Here is an 18812-nt window from a genome sequence, read left to right on the forward strand (position 1 = left end):
CAGCGGCACCGGATCCTGCGCGTCGGGCGCGGGATCAGCGTCTGGAGCGGGTCCGGCCTGTTCGAGGGGTGGAGGGGCAAGGCCGGAAGATCCGCCCCGCCACGCCGTCCTGCGACGACTGCTCGAGGCCATGATCACAAGATCACTAGCACGCAAGCGGGGCGGATGGCGAATCCGGCATGTCGAAGCTGCAGGACAGCGTAACGTATTCGTCCCGGATCCAGAGATGCCTGTTCAATCGAGGTCGGCGTCTCTGCCTCGTGGTGCGGCGCTTATTCCTGCTTACCGCACGCGATAGTTGAGCGGGATCGTGACCGAAAGGCTCGGTTGCGTCACCCCGGGGGGCGCCGGCGGCATCCCGCCCCGCACCGCCGCCAGCGCGGCGCTGTCGATCTGGCCGACGCCGCTGGACCGGGCGAGGCCGGCCCCCGTCACCGCCCCCGAGCGCATCACGGTGAACCGGACCATGGCGGTGCCCCCGGCGGTGCCGGCGGCGACGCCCGGGTTCATCCGCCCGTGGATCGCTGCGCTGATCGCACCGGTCCATTGGCGCAGCGCGCTCGGATCGCTGCCCGCGGCGGCGCGACCGGCCGCATTCTGGCGCGAGGCCGAGGCCGAATTGCGCGCTTCCGCGCCCTGCTGCGCCTTCGCCTGCTTCGCCTTGGCTTCGCGGGCCGCTTTCAGCTTCGCTTCGCGAATCTCCTCGAGTCGCTCCTCGCGCTTCTGCTCGCGCAGCTTCTCTTCGCGGATCTTGCGAAGCTTGGCCTCGCGCTCGGCTTTGATCTTCGCCGGATCCGGCGTCGGTTTCGGCGGCTCTTCGGTCTTGGCCACCTCGGTCGGCGGCGGCGCCAACGGCTCGGCGGTCTCGGAGGACGAGGTGATCACCTCGCTCTGGGCCTCCACCGGGACGGCTTCCTGTGGCGGCTCCACGACGGCCTGAGTCTCGTCCGGCGTGACCTCGGTCATCTCCGGGGGCGGCGGCTGCACGGCCTCATCGGGCGGCAACTCCACCGGTTTGGCCTCCGGAGGGGCCGCCTGGCTCATCTGCTGCTCGGAAGGCGCCTCGGTCGCCGCATCGGTCATCACCGGCGCCAGATCGATCGAGATCTGCTGCTCGCCGGGGGGCGCGGGCGGCGTCAGCCGGTAGAACATCACCGCCACGAGAACGAGCGCGTGTAGGGCGAACGCGACCAGGAAGGCGGCGAGTAACCCGGAGGGGCCGCGCTCGCCGGGGCCCGCCGGCAGATCCGTCGAAGTCAGCGTGCTCATCGATTCAGCGGGCGGTCTCTACGGGAGCGGCCGGCGCTGCCGCGGCGGGTCCGCCCGGCGATTGCGCGATCAGCGATACTTTCGTGAAGCCCGCCTGGCCGACCAAGCCCATCACCTGCATGATCTTGCCGTAGGGCACGTCCCGGTCGCCGCGCACCAGGATGACCTGATCCTTGTCAGCGGCCGCCATCTCACGCAGGCGCGGCACGAGGCTGTCCATGGTGAAGACCTCCTTGGCGATCGACGGGTTGCCGTCCTTGTCGACCGTCACCTCCTGAGGCTTCTTCGACTGAGCAACCTTGGCCGCCGCGGTCTTGGGCAGCTGCACCGGCACCCCGGTGGTCATCAGCGGCGCCGCGACCATGAAGATGATCAAGAGGACGAGCATCACGTCCACCATCGGCGTGACGTTGATGTCGGACATCGGCATGTCGTCGTGGTCGTCGTCGTCGCTTGCGCGGGGCGAGGCCATCGCCATTGCGGCGTCTCCGGTTGGTTGCGGTCGGCCCCGTTGGGACCATGGGTCGGAACGCTCAGGGCCGAAGCGGCAATGGCGAGCGGGTCAGATCACGGGTTTGGCACTGGGCCCGATCGCGGGGCGACGGACCCTGGCGATGTCGAGCGCCTATTCGGCCGCTGCGCGATGGTGCCCGGCTGCGGCCCGGTCACGGGCGAGGCGGTCGCCCAGTAGCGAGATGTAGGCGGTGAAGGAGCTTTGGATGCCGCCGATATCACCCGCCAGCTTGTTGTAGGCCATCACCGCCGGGATCGCTACGACGAGGCCGATGGCGGTGGCGAACAGGGCCTCCGCGATGCCCGGCGCGACGACCGCGAGCGAGGTGTCCTGGCTGCGCGCGATCGACGAGAACGAGTTCATGATGCCCCAGACCGTGCCGAACAGGCCGACGAACGGGGCCGTGGAGCCCGAGGTGGCGAGCAGCGACAGGCCGGTGCGCAGGCGCTTCACTTCGAGGCCCAGCGCGCCACGCATGGCCCGCTCGATCCGCTCGCGCCGCTCGCCCCGGGTCTCGGTGGGATCCTGGTCGCGCCACGCATCGATGGCGGCCTTCACGACATGGCCGGTCAGGCCCTTGTGCTGGCCGTCGAGGCTGCCGCCCGAGCGCACCAGGGTCTCGAACGCCTTCGCCTGACGCCGGGCGGCCGAGAGCCGGATGATCTTCTCGAACACCACCGTCCAGCACGCGATCGAGGCGATCACCAGCAGGATCATCACGCCTTTCACGATCGGGTCGGCCTGCAGGAATAGGCCGAGGAACGAGAAGTCGTGGACGACCTCGGTCGGGGCTTGTGTCGGGTCCATCGCGGGCTCCTGGTGTCATGCGGCCCAGGGGCCGCCGTCATGTCGAGGTGCGGCGAAAGCCGCTGGCCGCCCGGCGACATTCGGCACCGGGGCGGTGTGGTCTCAGGATCCTTCAGGCCACCTCAGCGGTCGAAGGCAGGTCCGGCCTTGGACTCAGTCTCGGTGCGCTCCAGGCAGACCTCACGGGCGGCGTCGCCACCGTCACAGGCCAAAACATCGTTCAGCAGAACCCGGCCGACCTTGCCGCAGGCGATGCCGGGGAAATCGAAGATCTTTACGGTGGTCTTGCGAGCCGGCAGGGGGCCGAGCTCAACGGCCACGCGCTTCTGGGCGACGCCCTCTGGATCGAAGGCGAACAGGTCGACCTTATAGGATTTGAGGGCCGTCCCCTTGGAATTGTCGACCACCAGGGTGACCCGGCAGGCCTCGCCCGCGGTCTCCAGCTTGTTGAGCTGAAGCTTCAGCGGCGTCTTCTCGGCCGCGACGTCCTGCGCCAGTGCCGAGACGACCAGGAGCGCCGAGAGCGCCAAGCAGGCAGCGGTGTCGAGGGCGATCCGCCCGATCCGACGGCGATACAAGGGGACGCTCAAGGCAAGCACCAACCGATTTCCTCTTCTCTCGAACCCGGCCGGAACCGGACTGGCCGTTGAAGCGGCCGACCTAGTGGAGCATGGCCCTGTGGGGGCAGCTTGTGGGCGACAAGCGTTCGGCCGCCGCATCGAGGGTGGCGACAGCGGCCCGAACCGCCGCGACCAGACGAGGTGCCGCCTCGCGCCCGGTGAGCGCAGCCGCAGCGTCGTCGAGATCCGCCCAGAGGCGGCGCCGGCCCCGGCCGATCAGTGAAACCAGCGCGCATTCGTGACCGGTGACCCGGCAGCAGCTCGCCGGCATGAACGACCAATCGTCCTCGCGCTCGGCCCGCAGGGCCCGGACGATTGCGACCACGCAGGCGACGAAGCGGCATCCCTCCGTCGGGCCGAGCAGCTGCTCGGCCCCGTCGAAGGCAGCATTCCAGCAAGCCACGTCGCTGGTCATGTAGCCGGCCGCCACGAATCGGGCCACCGATAACGCCAGGATGTCGGCCTCGTCTCCGCACACGTCGACGACGCGCTGCATCGCCGCATGACTTGCCGGGGTCGAAGGCACGCTCATCGGGGCTCCGCTGCATCCCGCGAGGGTCGGGACTCGTTGGCGAGAACCCGTCGAGCCGGGCGTTCACCAATCGCGGCAGTAGCCACGCCAGCTTCCGGGATCAAGACCCGGCGCGAAAATCAGAGCAGTTCCAAACTGTTAGAGGAAAGCGTGGCTGTCTCGGCGATTGCTGAAACATCCTGTCGGAATATGCCAAAAGATCCCGTCGATCGCATGCCGGCACGATCCTCCAAGCGATTGAAAAACGAAATTAACCCGTTCCCTTGATGGGGTTGAAGGCCTTGGCCATATCTTCGTCTTACCGGCGGTGTTCCGACCGGTGGGGCGCTGTTTCGTGCGGGCTCCATGGCGTCGAGGTGCTCGGAGATCCGGGACTGCGGCTAGTCCCAGGGTCGGAGGCCTCGCTGTGAGGATGATGGCCGCGATGACTCGACCCTCGCCCTTCGGGCATCCATTCCTGCTCGGCTTCGACGAGATCGAGCAGGCGCTCGATCGGGTCGCGAAGGGCGCCAACGACGGCTATCCCCCGTACAACATCGAGCGGCTGCCCCGGACCGAGCGGGAGCCCGAGCGCCTGCGCATCACCCTGGCCGTGGCCGGGTTCACCCAGGAGCAACTCGATGTGATGCTGGAAGACAGTCAGCTCGTGGTCCGTGGCCGTCAAATTGACGAGCGCGAGCGGCAATTCCTGCACCGCGGCATCGCGGCGCGGCAGTTCCAGCGCACGTTCCTCCTGGCCGACGGCATGGAGGTGCTGGGCGCGGATCTCGCCAATGGCCTGCTCTCGATCGACCTTGTCCGCCCCGAGCCCGATCGGATTGTACGCAAGATTGATATTGGTGCCCGCGGCTAGAGCGGGCGCGATTTCAAGGTCGATCTGGACCCTGCGCGACGATGCCATAGGTCGATTGATTGGGCGCCGGACATCCCCACATCTGGATGGAACCGCCGGTGCCTCCGGGACCGGAGGTAGACGCTCTGCCACCTCAGGAGGGCAAGACATGACGAACCTGAACACATCTCCCCTGACTCCCGCCGACCTCGACCCGGCCGAGTTCAACCCGGCGGATCTCGCCGCCCTTGGCGAGGGGCACATCGCCTACGTCCGCCCGATCCGGTCCGACGAGGTGCGCCGCCTGTTCCCGCAGGCGCCGGAGCTGATGCCCGGCCTCGATCTGTTCGCCTTGCTCTCGGCGAGCGGCGAGCCGATCATGCTGGCGGATTCCCGGGACGTGGTGCTGGCCAATGCCGTCGCCCAGGACCTCCACGCCGTCAGCCTGCACTGACCCCCTCGGTCAGGCGATTCCAGCCACCGCCGCCACGAGCCGCGCGATATCCTGCGGCCGTGACAGGCGGTGGTCGCCATCCGCGATCAGGGTGAGCACGGTGCCCTCGGCGGGCAGTCGCCAGACCGTCTTGAGGGCATGCGTGTAGGGGACATCCGAGTCGCGCATGCCTTGCAGGATGTGAACCGGGCAACCGGGATCGAAGGCCTGCGTGAGCAACCTGTTCCGGCGGCCATCCTCGATCAGTGCGAGAGTGATCGGATCGGGCTCGGGCGAATAATCGCTAGGCCTGCGAAGGCCCCCGTCGCGAAGCAGCGCGGCGCGCGCGGCCTCATCGAGCTGCGACCAGATCAGGTCCTCGGTAAAATCCAGGGCTGGGGCGATCAAGACGAGCCCTGCAGTCTTCTGACCGCGCGCCGCCCGGTCCCGCGCAGCGAGGCAGGCGATCCACCCGCCCATCGACGAGCCGACCAGGATCGGGGGCTCCGAAACGTACTGCGTCAGCACCGCCTGCGCGTCTTCGAGCCAGGATGAAATCGTGCAATCGGCGAACTTGCCGCCGGACGCGCCATGGCCGGCGTAATCGAACCGCACCAGGGCGCGCTTCTGCACGGCCGCCCAGGCATCGAGGGAGGTGGCCTTGGTTGCGGTCATGTCGGAGCGGAATCCACCGAGCCACACCACGGGCGGCCCGGCACCCTCGCGCATCCGTACCGCGATCTGCCGGGCGGCATCACCGTCGCCGACGCTGATGAAGTCCGGCCCTGTATCGGTCATCGATCTCTCCGGTAGGCCTATGTCGAGCTTCAAGAAGTCCTTCCCTGACCGGGTCGGCTTCAACCTCCGTTTACCAGACCGTAAAGCGCGACCGCGATGCTGGGGCAATGGGTACGAGTATGTTGCAGATGCCGGCAGGGGGCTTGAGTCTCCTCGCTGACCGAGCGCGGATGGGTGATGTGACGCGCAGCCTGTCGAGCTTCCCGGCCGAAATTGACGTTCTCGCGGGTGCCCGCGTTCTGCAGATCATTCCGGAACTCGATGCCGGCGGCGCCGAGCGGACCACGGTCGACGTGGCCGAAGCCCTGGCGGGAGTCGGAGCCCGGGCGCTGGTCGCGACCGAGGGCGGCCGTTTGATCGGCGAGCTTCAAGCCAAGGGCGGCCACTGGCTGCGCTTTCCGGCGGCCTCGAAGAACCCCGCCCGCATGGCGCTTAACGTCGTGCGGCTGATGGCCCTGTGCCGGCGCGAGGGCGTGCAGATCGTTCATGCCCGGTCACGGGCACCCGCCTGGGTGGCGCTCGGCGCCGCCCGCCGCCTCGGCCTGCCCTTCGTGACCACCTATCACGGCAGCTATTCCGGCCGCACAGGCGTGAAGGTGCTGTACAATTCCGTGATGGCCCGGGGCGACGTGGTGATCGCCAATTCGCGCTACACCGCCGACTTGATCCACCAGCTTCATGCCGAGCAGGCGGGCGACCGGGTGCGGGTGATCCACCGGGGCACGGATCTCGCCGTGTTCAACCCGGTGGCGGTCGGCGCCGGCCGGGTCGAGGCCCTGCGCCGGGCCTGGAACGTTGCGCCGCACGAGCGAGTGATCCTGCTGGCCGCCCGGCTGACCGCCTGGAAGGGGCACCGGGTGCTGATCGACGCCGCCGCGCAGATGCGCGACCGCGGCGTCCCGGATCTTGCCGTGGTGCTCGCCGGCGATCCGCAGGGGCGTGCGTCCTACGAGCGCGAACTCGATGCCTTGATCGCCGCCCGCGGTCTCGGCGGTATCGTCCGCCGGGTCGGCCATTGCACCGACATGCCGGCCGCGTTCCGGGCGGCTTCCGTGGTGGCCGTTCCATCCGTGGAGCCCGAGGCGTTCGGCCGCTCGGCCGTGGAGGCCCAGGCGCTCGGCACGCCCGTGGTGGTCTCGGATCTCGGGGCCGTCCCCGAGACGGTGCTGGCGCCACCGGACGTCTCGGCCAGCCAGCGGACCGGCTGGCGCGTGCCGCCCGGCGATGCGGGCGCCCTCGCCGCGGCACTGACCGAGGCCCTGTCGCTCGGCGCCAGTGCCCGGGACGCGCTGGTGCGGCGCGGCCGCGCCCACGTGGAGGCGAATTTTTCGCTGGAGCGCATGGCCGGTGATACACTGGCGGTCTACGCCCAGTTGCTCGGCCGAAACTCCTGATCGCTGTGCGGGCAGCAGGGGACTGATACCCGGGACGTGAGTCAGCGTTTCAACGCGCGGCTGATTATTTCGCGCCTCGCCCCGACACCCCGTTGACTCTGGCCGGGCTTCCTCCAACGTAGTATTTCCGGAAGAGACCGGAGCGGCTGGCGGTCAGGAGATCCTGGGAACGGGTCGTCCGATCCGCCGTTTCGTCGTTGCAGCAGGAGACCGAAGCCATTCGTAGACCGATGAGAGCCATGCCGGCCCCGCAGAAGGACGGGCCGCGCGCCAACCGCGACATCCGCGGGGTGCGGGAAGTGCAGCTGATCGACGATACCGGGCAGAACCGCGGCGTCGTCCCCTTCTTCGACGCGCTGACCCTCGCTGAGGAAGCCGGCCTCGATCTCGTGGAGATTGCGCCGAACTCGGTGCCGCCCGTCTGCAAGTTGCTCGATTACGGGCGCTTCCGCTTCAACGAGCAGAAGAAGCAGAACGAGGCGCGCAAGCGTCAGAAGACGGTCGAGGTCAAGGAGATTAAGCTCCGCCCCGGCATCGACAAGCACGATTACGACACCAAGATGAAGTCGGTGCACCGCTTCTTCGAGGAAGGCGACAAGGTCAAGGTGACCCTGCGCTTCCGTGGTCGTGAGATGGCTCACCAGGATATCGGCCTGCGCCTCCTGGAGCGCGTGAAGACCGAGACGGCCGAGATCGCCAAGGTGGAGAGCGAGCCGATGCTCGAAGGCCGCCAGATGATCATGATCCTCGCGCCGCGCTGATCGATCTCCAAATTGCTGTTCACGCCGCCTCCTGACCGGGGCGGCGTTCGCATTTGTGGCGCTTCCGTCGCGAAGCGTGGGCGACTATCTCCTGTCCATGGCCCTGGCTCCCGACGAGATCGAACGCTACGCCCGCCACCTCGTCCTGGCCGAGGTCGGGGGTCCCGGACAGGCACGCCTCAAGGCGGCCCGAGTGCTGGTCATCGGGGCGGGGGGGCTCGGCGCGCCGCTGATCCAGTACCTCGCGGCAGCCGGCATCGGCACGATCGGCATCGTCGACGACGACGCGGTCTCGCTCTCGAACCTCCAGCGCCAGGTGATCCACGGCACCCCGGATCTCGGGCGCCCCAAGGTCGAGAGTGCGGCTGATGCGGTGGCCCGGCTCAACCCGCACGTCGCGGTCGTCCCGCACCCGTACCGCATCGCGCCGGACAACGCGGTCGAACTGATCGCGAGCTACGACCTCGTCGCTGACGGCTCCGACAACTTCGCCACGCGCTACGCCGTCTCGGATGCCTGCTTCCACGCGCGGCGCCCGCTGGTGACGGCGGCGCTCGGCCGGTTCGACGGGACGCTCACCACCATCCGGGCGCACGAGACCGGACCCGACGGGACGCCGAACCCGACCTATCGCTGCCTGTTCCCGAACCCGCCGCCGCCGGGCAGCGTCCCCGCCTGCGCCGAGGCCGGGGTGCTCGGGGCGCTGGCCGGGGTGATGGGCTCGCTCATGGCGATGGAGGTGATCCGCGCCGTGGCGGATTTCGGCGAACCGCTGGTCGGGCGCCTGCTGATGGTCGATGCCCGCTCGATGCGGTTCGAGACCCTGAGCTACGGCTGGGATCTGGACAACCCGCTCAGCGGCGCCGGGTCGTCAGCCCAGTGAGGCACCCGGCGGCATCCAGGGACCGTCCGCCTCCGCCTTGCCGAGGCAGCACTTCTTGAACTTCTTGCCCGAGCCGCACGGGCAGGGATCGTTGCGCCCGACATCCTTGAACGGGTTGCGCTGCGGCTCGCCTGCGCCCTCCACGGTCCAGTCGAGCGCTTCGACCGGATCGTCGAGATAGCCGTACTGGTAGGGGCCGAGCCGGTCCCGGTCGTCGGGCTTGGTCTCGGCCTTGCGCAGGGCCTCCTTGAACCAGTCGGCGTCGCTGATCTCATCGGTGATCCGCCCATCGGCTCGTGCCGCGGCGGCGCGGGGCGCGAGATCGCGGAAGCCGAGATGCGCGATCGACTCCTCCCAGCCGACCCAGGCCGGCCCCTCCTCGACCGCCGCCTTCGCGTCGTCGAACCGGACCAGCAGCGCATGCATCGCGTCGCGGTCGATCCGCCCCTCCAGGGTCAGGAAGGTGCAGGCCGACAGCAGCGCCATGCGGGTGAGGTCATCGACGGTGCTGTCGAGGATCAGCCGGAACAGGAGCTGGTGATCCCCGTCGAACAGGCTGCTGACGACCTTGGACAGGGTCGCGGTCACGGCGTCGCCCAGCACCGCGTCGAGCGTCTCTTCGTCCTGCCGAAGCAGCGTGAGGAGGGGGGGCAGGGCACGGGTATCGCGGGCCTGCGCCATGACGTGCAGGCCCCAGAACAGGAGGTTCTCCTGCTCCGGGGTGAGTTCGTCGCCCCTGGCCGCGGCCTCGATCAGCGGCAGTGTCGCCTCGGCGATCTCGGCCGGATGCGCCAGCGCCTCGCGCAGGGCCTTGGTCGGCCGGTACTCGGAGGCCGCCAGGTCTTCGATCAGCGCTGCGATTCGGCTCATGCCATCCTCCTCAAGCCCGCAGGGTCGCGCCGGTCCGGCGCGAGACCTCGGCCACGATCTTGGCGCTCACCGCCTCGATCTCGGCATCGGTCAGGGTGCGCTCCAGCGGTTGCAGACGCACGGCGATCGCCACCGATTTCGAGCCCTCCGGCACGCCGGGGCCCTCGTAAAGGTCGAACACCTCGACGCCGGTGACGAGCTTGCGCTCGGCCCCCTGGGCCGCCTTGACGATGTCGCCCGCCGGCACGTCACGGCCCACCACGAACGCGAAATCCCGGGACAGGGGCTGGAACTCGGACAACGCCAAAGCCGGTTTGGCCTTGGTCGGCTTGTGCTTGGGCAGAGGCAGCGCGTCGAGCACGATTTCGAACGCCACGAGGCTGCCCTTGAGGTCGAGGGCCTGCAGGGTCCTGGGATGGACCTCGCCGAACCAGCCGATCTCGGATTTCGGTCCGAAGCGCAGAGTGCCCGAGCGGCCCGGATGGAGCCAGGACGGCCCGCCCGCGGTCACCTGCAGGCCGCCGGTCGGCACGCCGAGGACACCCAGCAGCGCAAGGGCATCGGCCTTGGCGTCGAAGACGTCCACATTCTTGGTCGCTCCGTCCCAGTGACGCCCAGCGCCCGCCAGGATGGCACTGCCCCGCCGCACCGCCGCCGCGCGGATGCTTTGTCCCTCCGGCTCGTCCGTGGCGAAGCACTGGCCGACCTCGAACAGGGCCGCGTCCGGGTAGCCCCGGTCGGCGTTGCGCTGCGCCGCCCGCAGGAGCCCCGGCACCAGGCTCGGACGCATGTCCGACAGTTCCGAGGCGATCGGGTTGGCCAGCACCAGATCGGCACCACCGCCGCCGAACAGCTCGGCATCTGCGTGCGGGACGAACGACCAGGTCACCGCCTCCATCAGGCCACGGCTCGCGAGGGCGCGCTTGGCGATGCGGGTGCACTTCTGCATCACGGTGAGCAGCGGCCGGCCGATCCCGGCGAGCCGCGGCAGAGGCTTCGGTTCGATCCGGTCGAGACCGGCGATGCGGATGACCTCCTCGACAAGGTCGGCCTTGCCCTCCACGTCCGGCCGCCAGGACGGCGTCGACACCTTCACCCGGTCGCCGGTGCCGGAGACGTGGAAGCCCAGCGTCTCGAGGATCAGCTTGATCTCGATCTGCGGCAGCTCGATACCGGCCAGCCGCCGCACCTCGGTCCACGGGAAATCGATGATCCGTTCGGAGTCCGGCGGTTCGCCGGCGATCTTCGCCTCGGAGGGCGTGCCGCCGCACAGGTCGATCACGAGGCGCGTCGCCAGGTCGAGGCCCGGCAGCGTGAAGGCCGGATCGACGCCGCGCTCGAACCGGTACCGGGCATCGGTGATGATGCCGAGACGCCGCCCGGACTGGGCGATGTTGGCCGGATCCCACAGGGCCGATTCGATCAGCACGTCCGTGGTTGTCGCGTCGCAGCCGGAGGCCTGCCCGCCCATGATGCCGGCGATCGATTCAACGCCCGCCTGATCGGCGATCACCACGGTGTCGTCGGTGAGGGTGTAGGTGCGCCCATCCAGCGCCAGCAGGCTCTCGCCGTCCCGCGCCCGTCGAACCGTCACGCTGCCCGAGACCTTGGCGGCGTCGAACACGTGCAGCGGCCGGCCGCGATCGAAGGTGACGTAGTTGGTGATGTCCACCAGCGCGTTGATCGGGCGCAGGCCGATCGCCCGCAGGCGGGCCTGCATCCAGGCCGGCGACGGGCCGTTCTTGACGCCGCGTACCAGCCGGAGCGCGAAGAGCGGGCAGAGATGCCGGTCCTCCGGCGCGAAGGCCAGGCCGATCTCGACGGGGCAGGGGCCTTCGCCGCGCACGCTCGGCTGGGCCTCGTGCTTGAGCGTGCCGATCCCGGTCGCCGCGAGGTCGCGCGCGATGCCGTGCACCGAGGTGCAGTCCGGCCGGTTCGGCGTCAGGTTGATCTCGATGACCGGATCGTCGAGCCCGGCATAGAGCGCGTAGCCCTGGCCGACCGGCGCTTCAGCCGGAAGTTCGAGGATGCCGTCATGGTCCTCGCCGAGCCCGAGCTCAGAACCCGAGCACAGCATGCCGTGGCTCTCGACGCCGCGGATCGTGCCGACCGAGAGCGTGATCGCCTTGCCGGGCACGTAGGTGCCGGGCGGCGCGAACACCGTGACCAAGCCGGCCCGCGCGTTCGGCGCGCCGCAGACCACCTGCACCGGCGCGCCGGCGCCGGTCTCGACGGTGCAGACCCGGAGCCGGTCGGCGTTGGGATGCTGCTCGGCCGTCAGGATCCGGGCGACGACGTAGGGCTTGAGGGCGGCCGCCTTGTCCTCGACGCCTTCGACCTCGAGGCCGATCCGCGTCAGCGTCTCGGCGATGGTGTCGAGGGACGCCTCGGTGTCGAGGTGATCCTTGAGCCAGGAGAGGGTGAATTTCATTTTTTTCTTGGGGGAAAGAGGAGGTTCAAGGCCAGGGTTCGGCGATCCTGAGCAGTCAAGCTCGCAAGGCGTGAGAGGATTTCGCGAGCCCGCTCGACATGCTCCCGCGCTTTCGCCAGCGTGACTACGTTTGGCCGGGGCGGCGCATAATCCGCGAGTTTTCGGGCATCCTGTAACCGAATGATATCGTCGCCGATCTGCCTCAGCGCACTGTTTCGCTTCAAGGGGCCGTCGCTCACGAAAGCCTGTTTGAGCGGCCCGTGATCGATTTGACGATAGACGCGCTCGAACTCGGCGGACGCAGCGTCCGAACCAGGCAGGATTTCGTCTGCGCAAAGTTGCATGACGGCGTGGAACGCCGCGTAATAGGCTCCACTGACCGCACGTCGCTTCGCTGCCGAACTACCCGGGTTCCGCTCGATCAACTCCGTTGCTTGGTCGAGCATCTGTAAGACCATTGCGGTCATAGGCTATTCGACATCTTCCTCGACACGGCGCTCATCGGCAACTTCGTTGTCCAAGAACACCAATCGACTCTCTCCGCGCTCGATGAGGGCGGAACGGAGATCGTGAACGGCCGTGATCAGGGGATCCGGTCTCATGCTCGGCCGATGATCGTAGCGCGCGGTCACGCGTATGATCGGATCTCCGTCAAAATCGGTGTCCGACCAAACGTCCGCACTTCTGAACCTGGCCGCTGGAAGCCGGTCGCGCAGGACGCGATCAACGATCAGACTGATTTCCTGGTCGGTCATGACAACCTCCGTGGCCTTACCCCGTCAAACCCCCGATCAGGCTCGGCACATCCAGCGGCCGGAAGCCGTAATGATCGAGCCAGCGCACATCCGCCTCGAAGAACGGGCGCAGGTCCGGCATGCCGTATTTCAGCATGGCGATGCGGTCGATGCCGACCCCGAAGGCGAAGCCCTGCACCGCGTCCGGATCGAGGCCGCAATTGCGCAGGACGTTCGGGTGCACCATTCCGCAGCCCAGGATCTCCAGCCAGTCGGTGCCCTCGCCGAAGCGGATCTCACCGCCCTTGCGGGAGCACTGGATGTCGACCTCGGCCGACGGCTCGGTGAACGGGAAGAACGACGGGCGAAAGCGCATCTTCACGCCGTCGACCTCGAAGAATGCCTTGCAGAATTCCTCCAGCACCCATTTCAGGTTGGCGATATTGGCAGCCGTGTCGATCACCAGCCCCTCGACCTGATGGAACATCGGCGTGTGGGTCTGGTCGGAATCGTGCCGGTAGGTCCGGCCCGGGATGATGACGCGGATCGGGGGCGTCTGCGCACGCATCGTCCGAATCTGGACGGGTGACGTGTGGGTGCGCAGCACCTTCCGCTTCCCGGTCTGGTCCGGCGCCAGGAAGAACGTGTCGTGCATCTCGCGGGCCGGATGGCCGGGCGGGAAGTTGAGTGCGGTGAAGTTCAGCTCGTCGGTCTCGATATCCGGGCCCTCGGCCACGGCGAAGCCCATATCGGCGAAGATCGCGGTAATCTCGTCGATCACCTGCGTGATCGGATGGATCCGTCCGCGCACTTCCGGCGCCTCGCGCATGGGCAACGTCACGTCGACCCGCTCGGAAGCGAGGCGAGCCTCCAGAGCGGCCTCCACCAGGGCGGTCTTGCGCTCCGTGACGGCGCCCTGGATCCTGTCGCGCAGGCCGTTGATCAGCGGGCCGCGTTCCTTGCGCTCCTCGGGCGTCATGGAGCCCAGGGTCTTGAGCAGATCGGAGACGCTGCCCTTCTTGCCGAGCGCGGCCACGCGCACCGCGTCGAGGGCGGCCTCGTCGGACGCAGCCGTCACCTGGGCCAGGAGGTCGCGTTCGAGGGTGTCGAGATCGGTCATCGCTGTCTTCGAGCAGGGTTGTCGGAGCCGCCGTCGCGGCGTGCTCTCGCGCGTTGTTCGCCGTCACGCAAGCGCGTGCGTTCAACTGCGGCGTGAGAACGACGAAGGCGCGACTCTCGGGGGAGAGCCGCGCCTTCGGATGTCTCGCCGCGGGCCTGGGGTCAGGCGGCCTTGGCGGTGGTCTCGGGGAGGGCGGCCTTGGCCTTCTCGACCACGGCGGCAAAGCTCGCCGGCTCGTGGATCGCCAGTTCGGACAGCGCCTTGCGGTCGACGACGATGCCGGACTTGGCGAGGCCGTTGATGAAGCGCGAATAGGTCAGGCCATGCTCGCGCACGGCTGCGTTGAGGCGCTGGATCCAGAGAGCGCGGAACGTACGCTTCTTATTCTTACGGTCGCGGTAGGCATACTGCATGCCCTTCTCGACCGCCTGCTTGGCGATCCGGATCGTATTCTTGCGCCGGCCGTAATAGCCCTTGGCGGCCTTCAGAACTTTCTTGTGCTTCGCGTGACTGGTCACGCCGCGTTTGACGCGGGCCATCGGTTATCTCCTGGTTTCGACGAAAGACAGTGGCAACGGGTGCAGAAGGCTTACCGCGCGTTCGGCAGGAAGTACTTCTTCACGTTGGCGGCATCGCCCTCGAACAGGGTCGTGGTGCCGCGCAGGTTGCGGATCTGCTTGGTCGTCCGCTTGATCATCCCGTGGCGCTTGCCGGCCTGGGCGTACATAACCTTACCGGTGCCGGTGATCTTGAAGCGCTTCTTGGCGCCTGATTTGGTCTTCAGCTTGGGCATTTGGCTCTCCGTTGCGCGAAAATTCCTCTGAGCCGACCCGCGAGGGTCGGTTGAGGTGTGCGCGATGATGCTTCTGGTGGAGCAGCACGAGCCGCCACGGCAGCCCTATCGGCCGGGCGGTTCGACGCGGTGCGGCTTATGACAGAAACGCGCAGCCACGGCAACGGCTTCCGTCGCAGCAAGGCACCGCACCGCCAAGGTGCGGCCACGGCCGGGGGCAGGCGCGCATCGGGGAATGCGGGGACAGCTTCCGCGCTGCACAAAACTTGTCGAGACAACCTGCGGGCGCAGGAACCATAACCTTGGCCGTCGGTTTCATTCATGTCCCGCTCAGGCCGGCAGGGTTAGACCCCCCGTCAAATTCGGCCAACCAGGAGACACTTCGTGCGCATTGCCCAGATCGCTCCGTTGTCGGAGGCCGTTCCTCCGAAGTTCTACGGCGGCACCGAGCGCGTCGTCAGCTGGATCACAGAGGAACTGGTTCGCCAGGGCCACGATGTCACGCTGTTCGCCAGCGGCGACTCGGAGACGTCGGCGAAGCTGGCGGCTTGCACGCCGGAGGGGCTGCGGCTGCTGGGCTACCGCGATCACACGGCCAGCCACTTGGCCATGCTGCATCAGGTGCATCGCCGGGCACACGAATTCGACATTCTGCACTTCCACATCGACCTGCTTCAGTATCCCATGTTCGAGGATCTGAATCACAAGTGCATCACCACGATGCATGGTCGGCTCGATGTGCCGGACTTCATGCCGGTCTACCGGACCTTCACCGGCATGCCGCTGGTGTCGATCTCCGATAACCAGCGCGAGCCGATGCCGCCGAACGTCAACTGGCTGTCGACGATCCATCACGGTCTGCCGTCCCAGAATTGCCCTTACAGCCCCGAGGCCAAGGGCGGTTACCTGGCGTTCCTCGGTCGTATTTCGCCCGAGAAGCGTCCCGACCGGGCCATCGAAATGGCGATCCGTTCGGGCACCCCGCTGAAGATCGCCGCTAAGGTCGACAAGGCGGACCAGGATTACTGGGACGAAGTCATCGAACCGATGACGCACCACCCGCTGGTCGAATACATCGGCGAGATCAACGAGGAGCAGAAGAAGGCCTTCCTGGGCAATGCCCTGGCGCTCGCCTTCCCGATCGACTGGCCGGAGCCCTTCGGCCTGGTCATGATCGAGGCGATGTCGGCCGGAACCCCGGTGATCGCGTTCCGCAACGGCTCCGTGCCGGAAGTGATCAAGGACGGTGTGAGCGGCGTGCTCTGCGAGACCATGGACGACGCCGTCGAGGCGGTGGCCAAGGTCAAGGTCATGAGCCGCGAGGGGGTGCGCAAGCACTTCGAGAGCCAGTTCACCGCCGAGTGCATGGTCAAGAAATACGTCGCCGCCTACGAAGCGTTGCTCGCTCGCGGCGCCGACGTGATCCAGCTGCCGAAATCCGGCTTCACGCCGCAATACGGCGACGTCAATGGCTCCGCGCGGCCGTCGATCTCGGTCGCGGCGATGCCGGCTTAATCTCTGGCCTCGGGCTTGCGAGCGATCGCCGGCCCGGCCTAGCGTCGTAAAGGCGCCTCATCTGAATGGTCACCAGGGGCCGCCGCATCCGAGCCGATGCGGCGGCCCTCTCGATTCGTACCCCACACACGCACTCGGAGACGTTCTGCATGGCGGCGGAGAATACGGCGGCACACGACGCGACCGCGCGGACACAGGCCAGCAACGTCACGGTGGCGCCCGGCTTTCAGGACGCTGACGATGTGCTGCCGACCTACCACATCGAGGCCCATACCTCCTTGGTCGAGCGGCCCCTGCGCGCGCTGAAGTTCGGTGAGGCCTTCGGGGTTTTGGATTCCTACGGTGATATCGGCGTCCAGCCTGGGCCGGAGGGCCTGTATTTCCAGGATACCCGCTATCTCTCCCGGCTCGAACTGACTGTCGAAGGCCAGCGCCCGCTGATGCTGTCCTCCGTGATGCAGGATGACAACGGCGCGCTCAGCGTCGACATGACGACGCCCGACATCCGCCTCGAGGCCCATGATGAGACCTCGATCCCGCGTGAGACGATCGCGATCGAGCGCACCAAGTTCCTGTTCCGGGGCGCCTGCTACGACCGGATCGGCCTGCGCTCCTTCGATTCGAAGCACCGCCGCCTGCGCATCGCCGTGACCTTCGACGCAGATTACCGCGACCTGTTCGAGGTGCGCGGCACCGACCGCAAGGAGCGCGGCAAGCGCGGCGTCCTGGTGGCGAGCGACCGGGAGGTGCAGTTCCGCTACGTCGGCCTCGACGAGATCGTGCGCACGACCTCGCTTCACTTCGGCCCGAAGCCGGATCAGATCGAGCCCGGCCGCGTCGTCTTCGACGTATCCCTGCCGCCCGAAGGCCGCGCGTCGCTGTTCATTCGCGTGTCCTTCGAAGCGCACCGGGCCTTCACGAAACCGCCGAGCGGCGAGATGGTGGGGGAGGATGCCGCCGCGAAGCTGACCCTGGCCGCCAATGTCGGCGGCGCCCGGCGAGAGGCGAAGGATCTCGCCGAGGGTACGATCTTCGCCCGTGCCTACCGCGATTCGCGCCGCGACCTGCGCGAGATGACCGCCGGCATCACCACGATCATCTCGTCGAACGACCAGTTCAACGAGGGCCTCTGCCGGGCCACCGCCGACCTCTACATGCTGGCAAGCCGGACGCCCGAGGGGATCTACCCGTTCGCCGGCATACCCTGGTACTCCACGGTCTTCGGCCGGGACGGCATCATCACCGCCCTGATGGCGCTGTGGATCGACCCGAAATTCGGTCGCGGCGTCCTGCGCTATCTCGCGGCGACCCAGGCCAAGGCGGTCGATCCCGCGGCGGATGCCCAGCCCGGCAAGGTGCTGCACGAGACCCGCCGGGGCGAGATGGCCATGCTCGGCGAGGTGCCGTTCCGCCACTATTACGGCACCATCGACGGCACGCCGCTCTTCGTGATGCTGGCCTGGGAATACTACGCCGTCACGGGCGACCTGGAGACGATCCGGGCGATCTGGCCGTCCCTCGAGCTCGCACTGGAATGGATGGACCGCTACGGCGACCGGGACGGCGACGGCTTCGTCGAATACGCCCGCGACACCGACAAGGGCCTGGAGAACCAGGGCTGGAAGGACAGCCACGATTCGATCTTCCACGCCGACGGCCAGCTCGCCAAGGGCCCGATCGCGCTCTGTGAGGTCCAGGGCTACGTCTATGCCGCCAAGAAAGGCATGGCCAAGCTCGCGGCCCTGCTCGGGCACGACCCGATGGCCGAGCGGCTCTCGCAGGAGGCCACCGCCCTGCGCGAGCGCTTCGATGCGGCCTTCTGGAACGAGGAGATCGGCACCTACGCGCTGGCGCTGGACGGCGCCAAGAAGCAATGCGCGGTGCGCTCCTCGAATGCCGGGCACGCCCTGTTCACCGGCATCGCCAAGCCCGAGCGGGCGGCCCGGGTCGCCGAGACCCTGCTGGGCAAGGACGGCTTCAACGGCTGGGGCGTGCGCACCATCGCCAAGGGCGAGGCGCGCTACAACCCGATGTCCTACCACAACGGCTCGATCTGGCCGCACGACAACGCCCTCGTCGCGATGGGTCTCGCCCGCTACGACCGGAAGCACGAGGCCGCGCGCATCTTCCAGGGGATGTTCGACACCTCGCTCTACCAGGACCAGAAGCGCCTGCCCGAGCTGTTCTGCGGCTTCATGCGCCGCAAGCAGCGCGGTCCCGTGGCCTATCCGGTGGCCTGCAGCCCGCAGGCCTGGGCGGCGGCGGCACCGTTCGCGTTCCTGGCCGCCTGTCTCGGCCTCGAACTCGACCACGACCGCAACAGCGTCCGGCTCAAGAACCCGATCCTGCCGGGCTTCCTCGACGGCGTGACGCTCTACAACGTCAAGCTGGGATCCTCGCGACTCGACATCCGCTTCCAGCGCTACGACGACGACGTCACGGTGTCGGTGATCCGCCGCCACGGCGACGTGCAGGTCGTCGTGACGAAATAGGCCCACGACCCCGC

General features: G+C 67.9%; 20 protein-coding genes. 7 read left to right on the forward strand and 13 right to left on the reverse strand.

The window, feature by feature from the left end:
• Positions 1 to 282: 282 nt before the first annotated feature.
• The 5 genes from MKK65_RS30500 to MKK65_RS30520 form a co-directional block, all read right to left on the reverse strand.
• Entirely contained in the window at positions 283 to 1269 is a 987-nt protein-coding gene (locus MKK65_RS30500; RefSeq protein ID WP_243961941.1) for an energy transducer TonB, read from the reverse strand.
• A 4-nt stretch (positions 1270 to 1273) separates the two neighbouring features.
• Positions 1274 to 1747 carry an ExbD/TolR family protein gene (locus MKK65_RS30505; RefSeq protein WP_243961943.1) on the reverse strand — a complete coding sequence of 158 codons (474 nt, stop codon included), beginning with the start codon at positions 1745 to 1747 and terminating at the stop codon, positions 1274 to 1276.
• Positions 1748 to 1894: 147 nt separating this feature from the next.
• On the reverse strand, positions 1895 to 2590 hold the full coding sequence (locus MKK65_RS30510; protein ID WP_058192653.1) for a MotA/TolQ/ExbB proton channel family protein: 696 nt from the start codon (positions 2588 to 2590) through the stop codon (positions 1895 to 1897).
• Between the two features lie 122 nt (positions 2591 to 2712).
• Positions 2713 to 3189: a hypothetical protein gene (locus MKK65_RS30515; protein WP_058192753.1), complete on the reverse strand. Its 477-nt coding sequence runs from the start codon at positions 3187 to 3189 to the stop codon at positions 2713 to 2715.
• 61 nt (positions 3190 to 3250) lie between these two features.
• Positions 3251 to 3742 carry a hypothetical protein gene (locus MKK65_RS30520; protein WP_058192654.1) on the reverse strand — a complete coding sequence of 164 codons (492 nt, stop codon included), beginning with the start codon at positions 3740 to 3742 and terminating at the stop codon, positions 3251 to 3253.
• Positions 3743 to 4166: 424 nt separating this feature from the next.
• Here MKK65_RS30520 and MKK65_RS30525 point away from each other — a divergent pair, with 424 nt between their 5' ends.
• Together MKK65_RS30525 and MKK65_RS30530 are read left to right on the forward strand one after the other, a co-directional pair.
• Positions 4167 to 4595, forward strand: coding sequence for an Hsp20 family protein (locus MKK65_RS30525; RefSeq protein WP_058192754.1), 429 nt, complete (start codon positions 4167 to 4169; stop codon positions 4593 to 4595).
• Between the two features lie 148 nt (positions 4596 to 4743).
• Positions 4744 to 5028: a DUF1150 family protein gene (locus MKK65_RS30530; RefSeq protein WP_058192655.1), complete on the forward strand. Its 285-nt coding sequence runs from the start codon at positions 4744 to 4746 to the stop codon at positions 5026 to 5028.
• Between the two features lie 9 nt (positions 5029 to 5037).
• On the opposite strand, the gene MKK65_RS30535 is transcribed toward MKK65_RS30530, so the two are convergent.
• A complete protein-coding gene (locus MKK65_RS30535; protein ID WP_243961944.1) occupies positions 5038 to 5805 on the reverse strand; it encodes an alpha/beta fold hydrolase in 768 nt (255 codons plus the stop codon).
• A 170-nt stretch (positions 5806 to 5975) separates the two neighbouring features.
• Here MKK65_RS30535 and MKK65_RS30540 point away from each other — a divergent pair, with 170 nt between their 5' ends.
• From MKK65_RS30540 to MKK65_RS30550, 3 genes are all read left to right on the forward strand, one after another.
• A complete protein-coding gene (locus tag MKK65_RS30540) occupies positions 5976 to 7199 on the forward strand; it encodes a glycosyltransferase family 4 protein (RefSeq protein ID WP_243961945.1) in 1224 nt (407 codons plus the stop codon).
• 239 nt (positions 7200 to 7438) lie between these two features.
• Entirely contained in the window at positions 7439 to 7960 is a 522-nt protein-coding gene (gene infC, locus MKK65_RS30545) for a translation initiation factor IF-3 (RefSeq protein ID WP_243944922.1), read from the forward strand.
• A gap of 97 nt (positions 7961 to 8057) precedes the next feature.
• Positions 8058 to 8843, forward strand: a complete 786-nt coding sequence (locus tag MKK65_RS30550; protein WP_243962058.1) for a HesA/MoeB/ThiF family protein — start codon at positions 8058 to 8060, stop codon at positions 8841 to 8843.
• On the opposite strand, the gene MKK65_RS30555 is transcribed toward MKK65_RS30550, so the two are convergent.
• From MKK65_RS30555 to rpmI, 7 genes are all read right to left on the reverse strand, one after another.
• Positions 8832 to 9713 (reverse strand): DUF1186 domain-containing protein, encoded by an 882-nt coding sequence (locus MKK65_RS30555; RefSeq protein WP_243961946.1) that lies wholly within the window; start codon positions 9711 to 9713, stop codon positions 8832 to 8834. The two genes, MKK65_RS30550 and MKK65_RS30555, sit on opposite strands and share 12 nt — an antisense overlap.
• A 10-nt stretch (positions 9714 to 9723) precedes the next feature.
• Positions 9724 to 12144 (reverse strand): phenylalanine--tRNA ligase subunit beta, encoded by a 2421-nt coding sequence (pheT, locus tag MKK65_RS30560; RefSeq protein ID WP_243961947.1) that lies wholly within the window; start codon positions 12142 to 12144, stop codon positions 9724 to 9726.
• A complete protein-coding gene (locus MKK65_RS30565; protein WP_058192661.1) occupies positions 12141 to 12611 on the reverse strand; it encodes a hypothetical protein in 471 nt (156 codons plus the stop codon). The genes pheT and MKK65_RS30565 overlap by 4 nt, the downstream gene beginning before the upstream one ends.
• Positions 12612 to 12614: 3 nt before the next feature.
• On the reverse strand, positions 12615 to 12899 hold the full coding sequence (locus tag MKK65_RS30570) for a hypothetical protein (RefSeq protein ID WP_058192662.1): 285 nt from the start codon (positions 12897 to 12899) through the stop codon (positions 12615 to 12617).
• Between the two features lie 16 nt (positions 12900 to 12915).
• A complete protein-coding gene (gene pheS, locus MKK65_RS30575; protein ID WP_058192663.1) occupies positions 12916 to 13998 on the reverse strand; it encodes a phenylalanine--tRNA ligase subunit alpha in 1083 nt (360 codons plus the stop codon).
• Between the two features lie 161 nt (positions 13999 to 14159).
• A complete protein-coding gene (rplT, locus tag MKK65_RS30580; protein WP_007561402.1) occupies positions 14160 to 14537 on the reverse strand; it encodes a 50S ribosomal protein L20 in 378 nt (125 codons plus the stop codon).
• A 50-nt stretch (positions 14538 to 14587) separates the two neighbouring features.
• Positions 14588 to 14791, reverse strand: a complete 204-nt coding sequence (gene rpmI / locus MKK65_RS30585; protein ID WP_007561407.1) for a 50S ribosomal protein L35 — start codon at positions 14789 to 14791, stop codon at positions 14588 to 14590.
• A 384-nt stretch (positions 14792 to 15175) separates the two neighbouring features.
• Here rpmI and MKK65_RS30590 point away from each other — a divergent pair, with 384 nt between their 5' ends.
• Both MKK65_RS30590 and MKK65_RS30595 read left to right on the forward strand, forming a co-directional pair.
• Complete coding sequence (locus tag MKK65_RS30590; RefSeq protein WP_243961948.1) at positions 15176 to 16306, forward strand: glycosyltransferase family 4 protein; 1131 nt, start codon at positions 15176 to 15178, stop codon at positions 16304 to 16306.
• A 149-nt stretch (positions 16307 to 16455) separates the two neighbouring features.
• Positions 16456 to 18798 (forward strand): amylo-alpha-1,6-glucosidase, encoded by a 2343-nt coding sequence (locus MKK65_RS30595; RefSeq protein WP_058192665.1) that lies wholly within the window; start codon positions 16456 to 16458, stop codon positions 18796 to 18798.
• Positions 18799 to 18812: the final 14 nt, after the last annotated feature.

Source organism: Methylobacterium sp. J-001, assembly GCF_022829565.1.
Lineage (GTDB): Bacteria > Pseudomonadota > Alphaproteobacteria > Rhizobiales > Beijerinckiaceae > Methylobacterium.

Excerpts from the sequence above, each read along its gene's own strand:
- MKK65_RS30500 (WP_243961941.1), bottom strand. The coding sequence starts at position 1,269 with ATGAGCACGCTGACTTCGACGGATCTGCCGGCGGGCCCCGGCGAGCGC.
- MKK65_RS30505 (WP_243961943.1), bottom strand. The coding sequence starts at position 1,747 with ATGGCGATGGCCTCGCCCCGCGCAAGCGACGACGACGACCACGACGAC.
- MKK65_RS30510 (WP_058192653.1), bottom strand. The coding sequence starts at position 2,590 with ATGGACCCGACACAAGCCCCGACCGAGGTCGTCCACGACTTCTCGTTC.
- MKK65_RS30520 (WP_058192654.1), bottom strand. The coding sequence starts at position 3,742 with ATGAGCGTGCCTTCGACCCCGGCAAGTCATGCGGCGATGCAGCGCGTC.
- MKK65_RS30525 (WP_058192754.1), top strand. The coding sequence starts at position 4,167 with ATGACTCGACCCTCGCCCTTCGGGCATCCATTCCTGCTCGGCTTCGAC.
- MKK65_RS30530 (WP_058192655.1), top strand. The coding sequence starts at position 4,744 with ATGACGAACCTGAACACATCTCCCCTGACTCCCGCCGACCTCGACCCG.
- MKK65_RS30535 (WP_243961944.1), bottom strand. The coding sequence starts at position 5,805 with ATGACCGATACAGGGCCGGACTTCATCAGCGTCGGCGACGGTGATGCC.
- MKK65_RS30540 (WP_243961945.1), top strand. The coding sequence starts at position 5,976 with ATGGGTGATGTGACGCGCAGCCTGTCGAGCTTCCCGGCCGAAATTGAC.
- infC (WP_243944922.1), top strand. The coding sequence starts at position 7,439 with ATGCCGGCCCCGCAGAAGGACGGGCCGCGCGCCAACCGCGACATCCGC.
- MKK65_RS30550 (WP_243962058.1), top strand. The coding sequence starts at position 8,058 with ATGGCCCTGGCTCCCGACGAGATCGAACGCTACGCCCGCCACCTCGTC.
- MKK65_RS30555 (WP_243961946.1), bottom strand. The coding sequence starts at position 9,713 with ATGAGCCGAATCGCAGCGCTGATCGAAGACCTGGCGGCCTCCGAGTAC.
- pheT (WP_243961947.1), bottom strand. The coding sequence starts at position 12,144 with ATGAAATTCACCCTCTCCTGGCTCAAGGATCACCTCGACACCGAGGCG.
- MKK65_RS30565 (WP_058192661.1), bottom strand. The coding sequence starts at position 12,611 with ATGACCGCAATGGTCTTACAGATGCTCGACCAAGCAACGGAGTTGATC.
- MKK65_RS30570 (WP_058192662.1), bottom strand. The coding sequence starts at position 12,899 with ATGACCGACCAGGAAATCAGTCTGATCGTTGATCGCGTCCTGCGCGAC.
- pheS (WP_058192663.1), bottom strand. The coding sequence starts at position 13,998 with ATGACCGATCTCGACACCCTCGAACGCGACCTCCTGGCCCAGGTGACG.
- rplT (WP_007561402.1), bottom strand. The coding sequence starts at position 14,537 with ATGGCCCGCGTCAAACGCGGCGTGACCAGTCACGCGAAGCACAAGAAA.
- rpmI (WP_007561407.1), bottom strand. The coding sequence starts at position 14,791 with ATGCCCAAGCTGAAGACCAAATCAGGCGCCAAGAAGCGCTTCAAGATC.
- MKK65_RS30595 (WP_058192665.1), top strand. The coding sequence starts at position 16,456 with ATGGCGGCGGAGAATACGGCGGCACACGACGCGACCGCGCGGACACAG.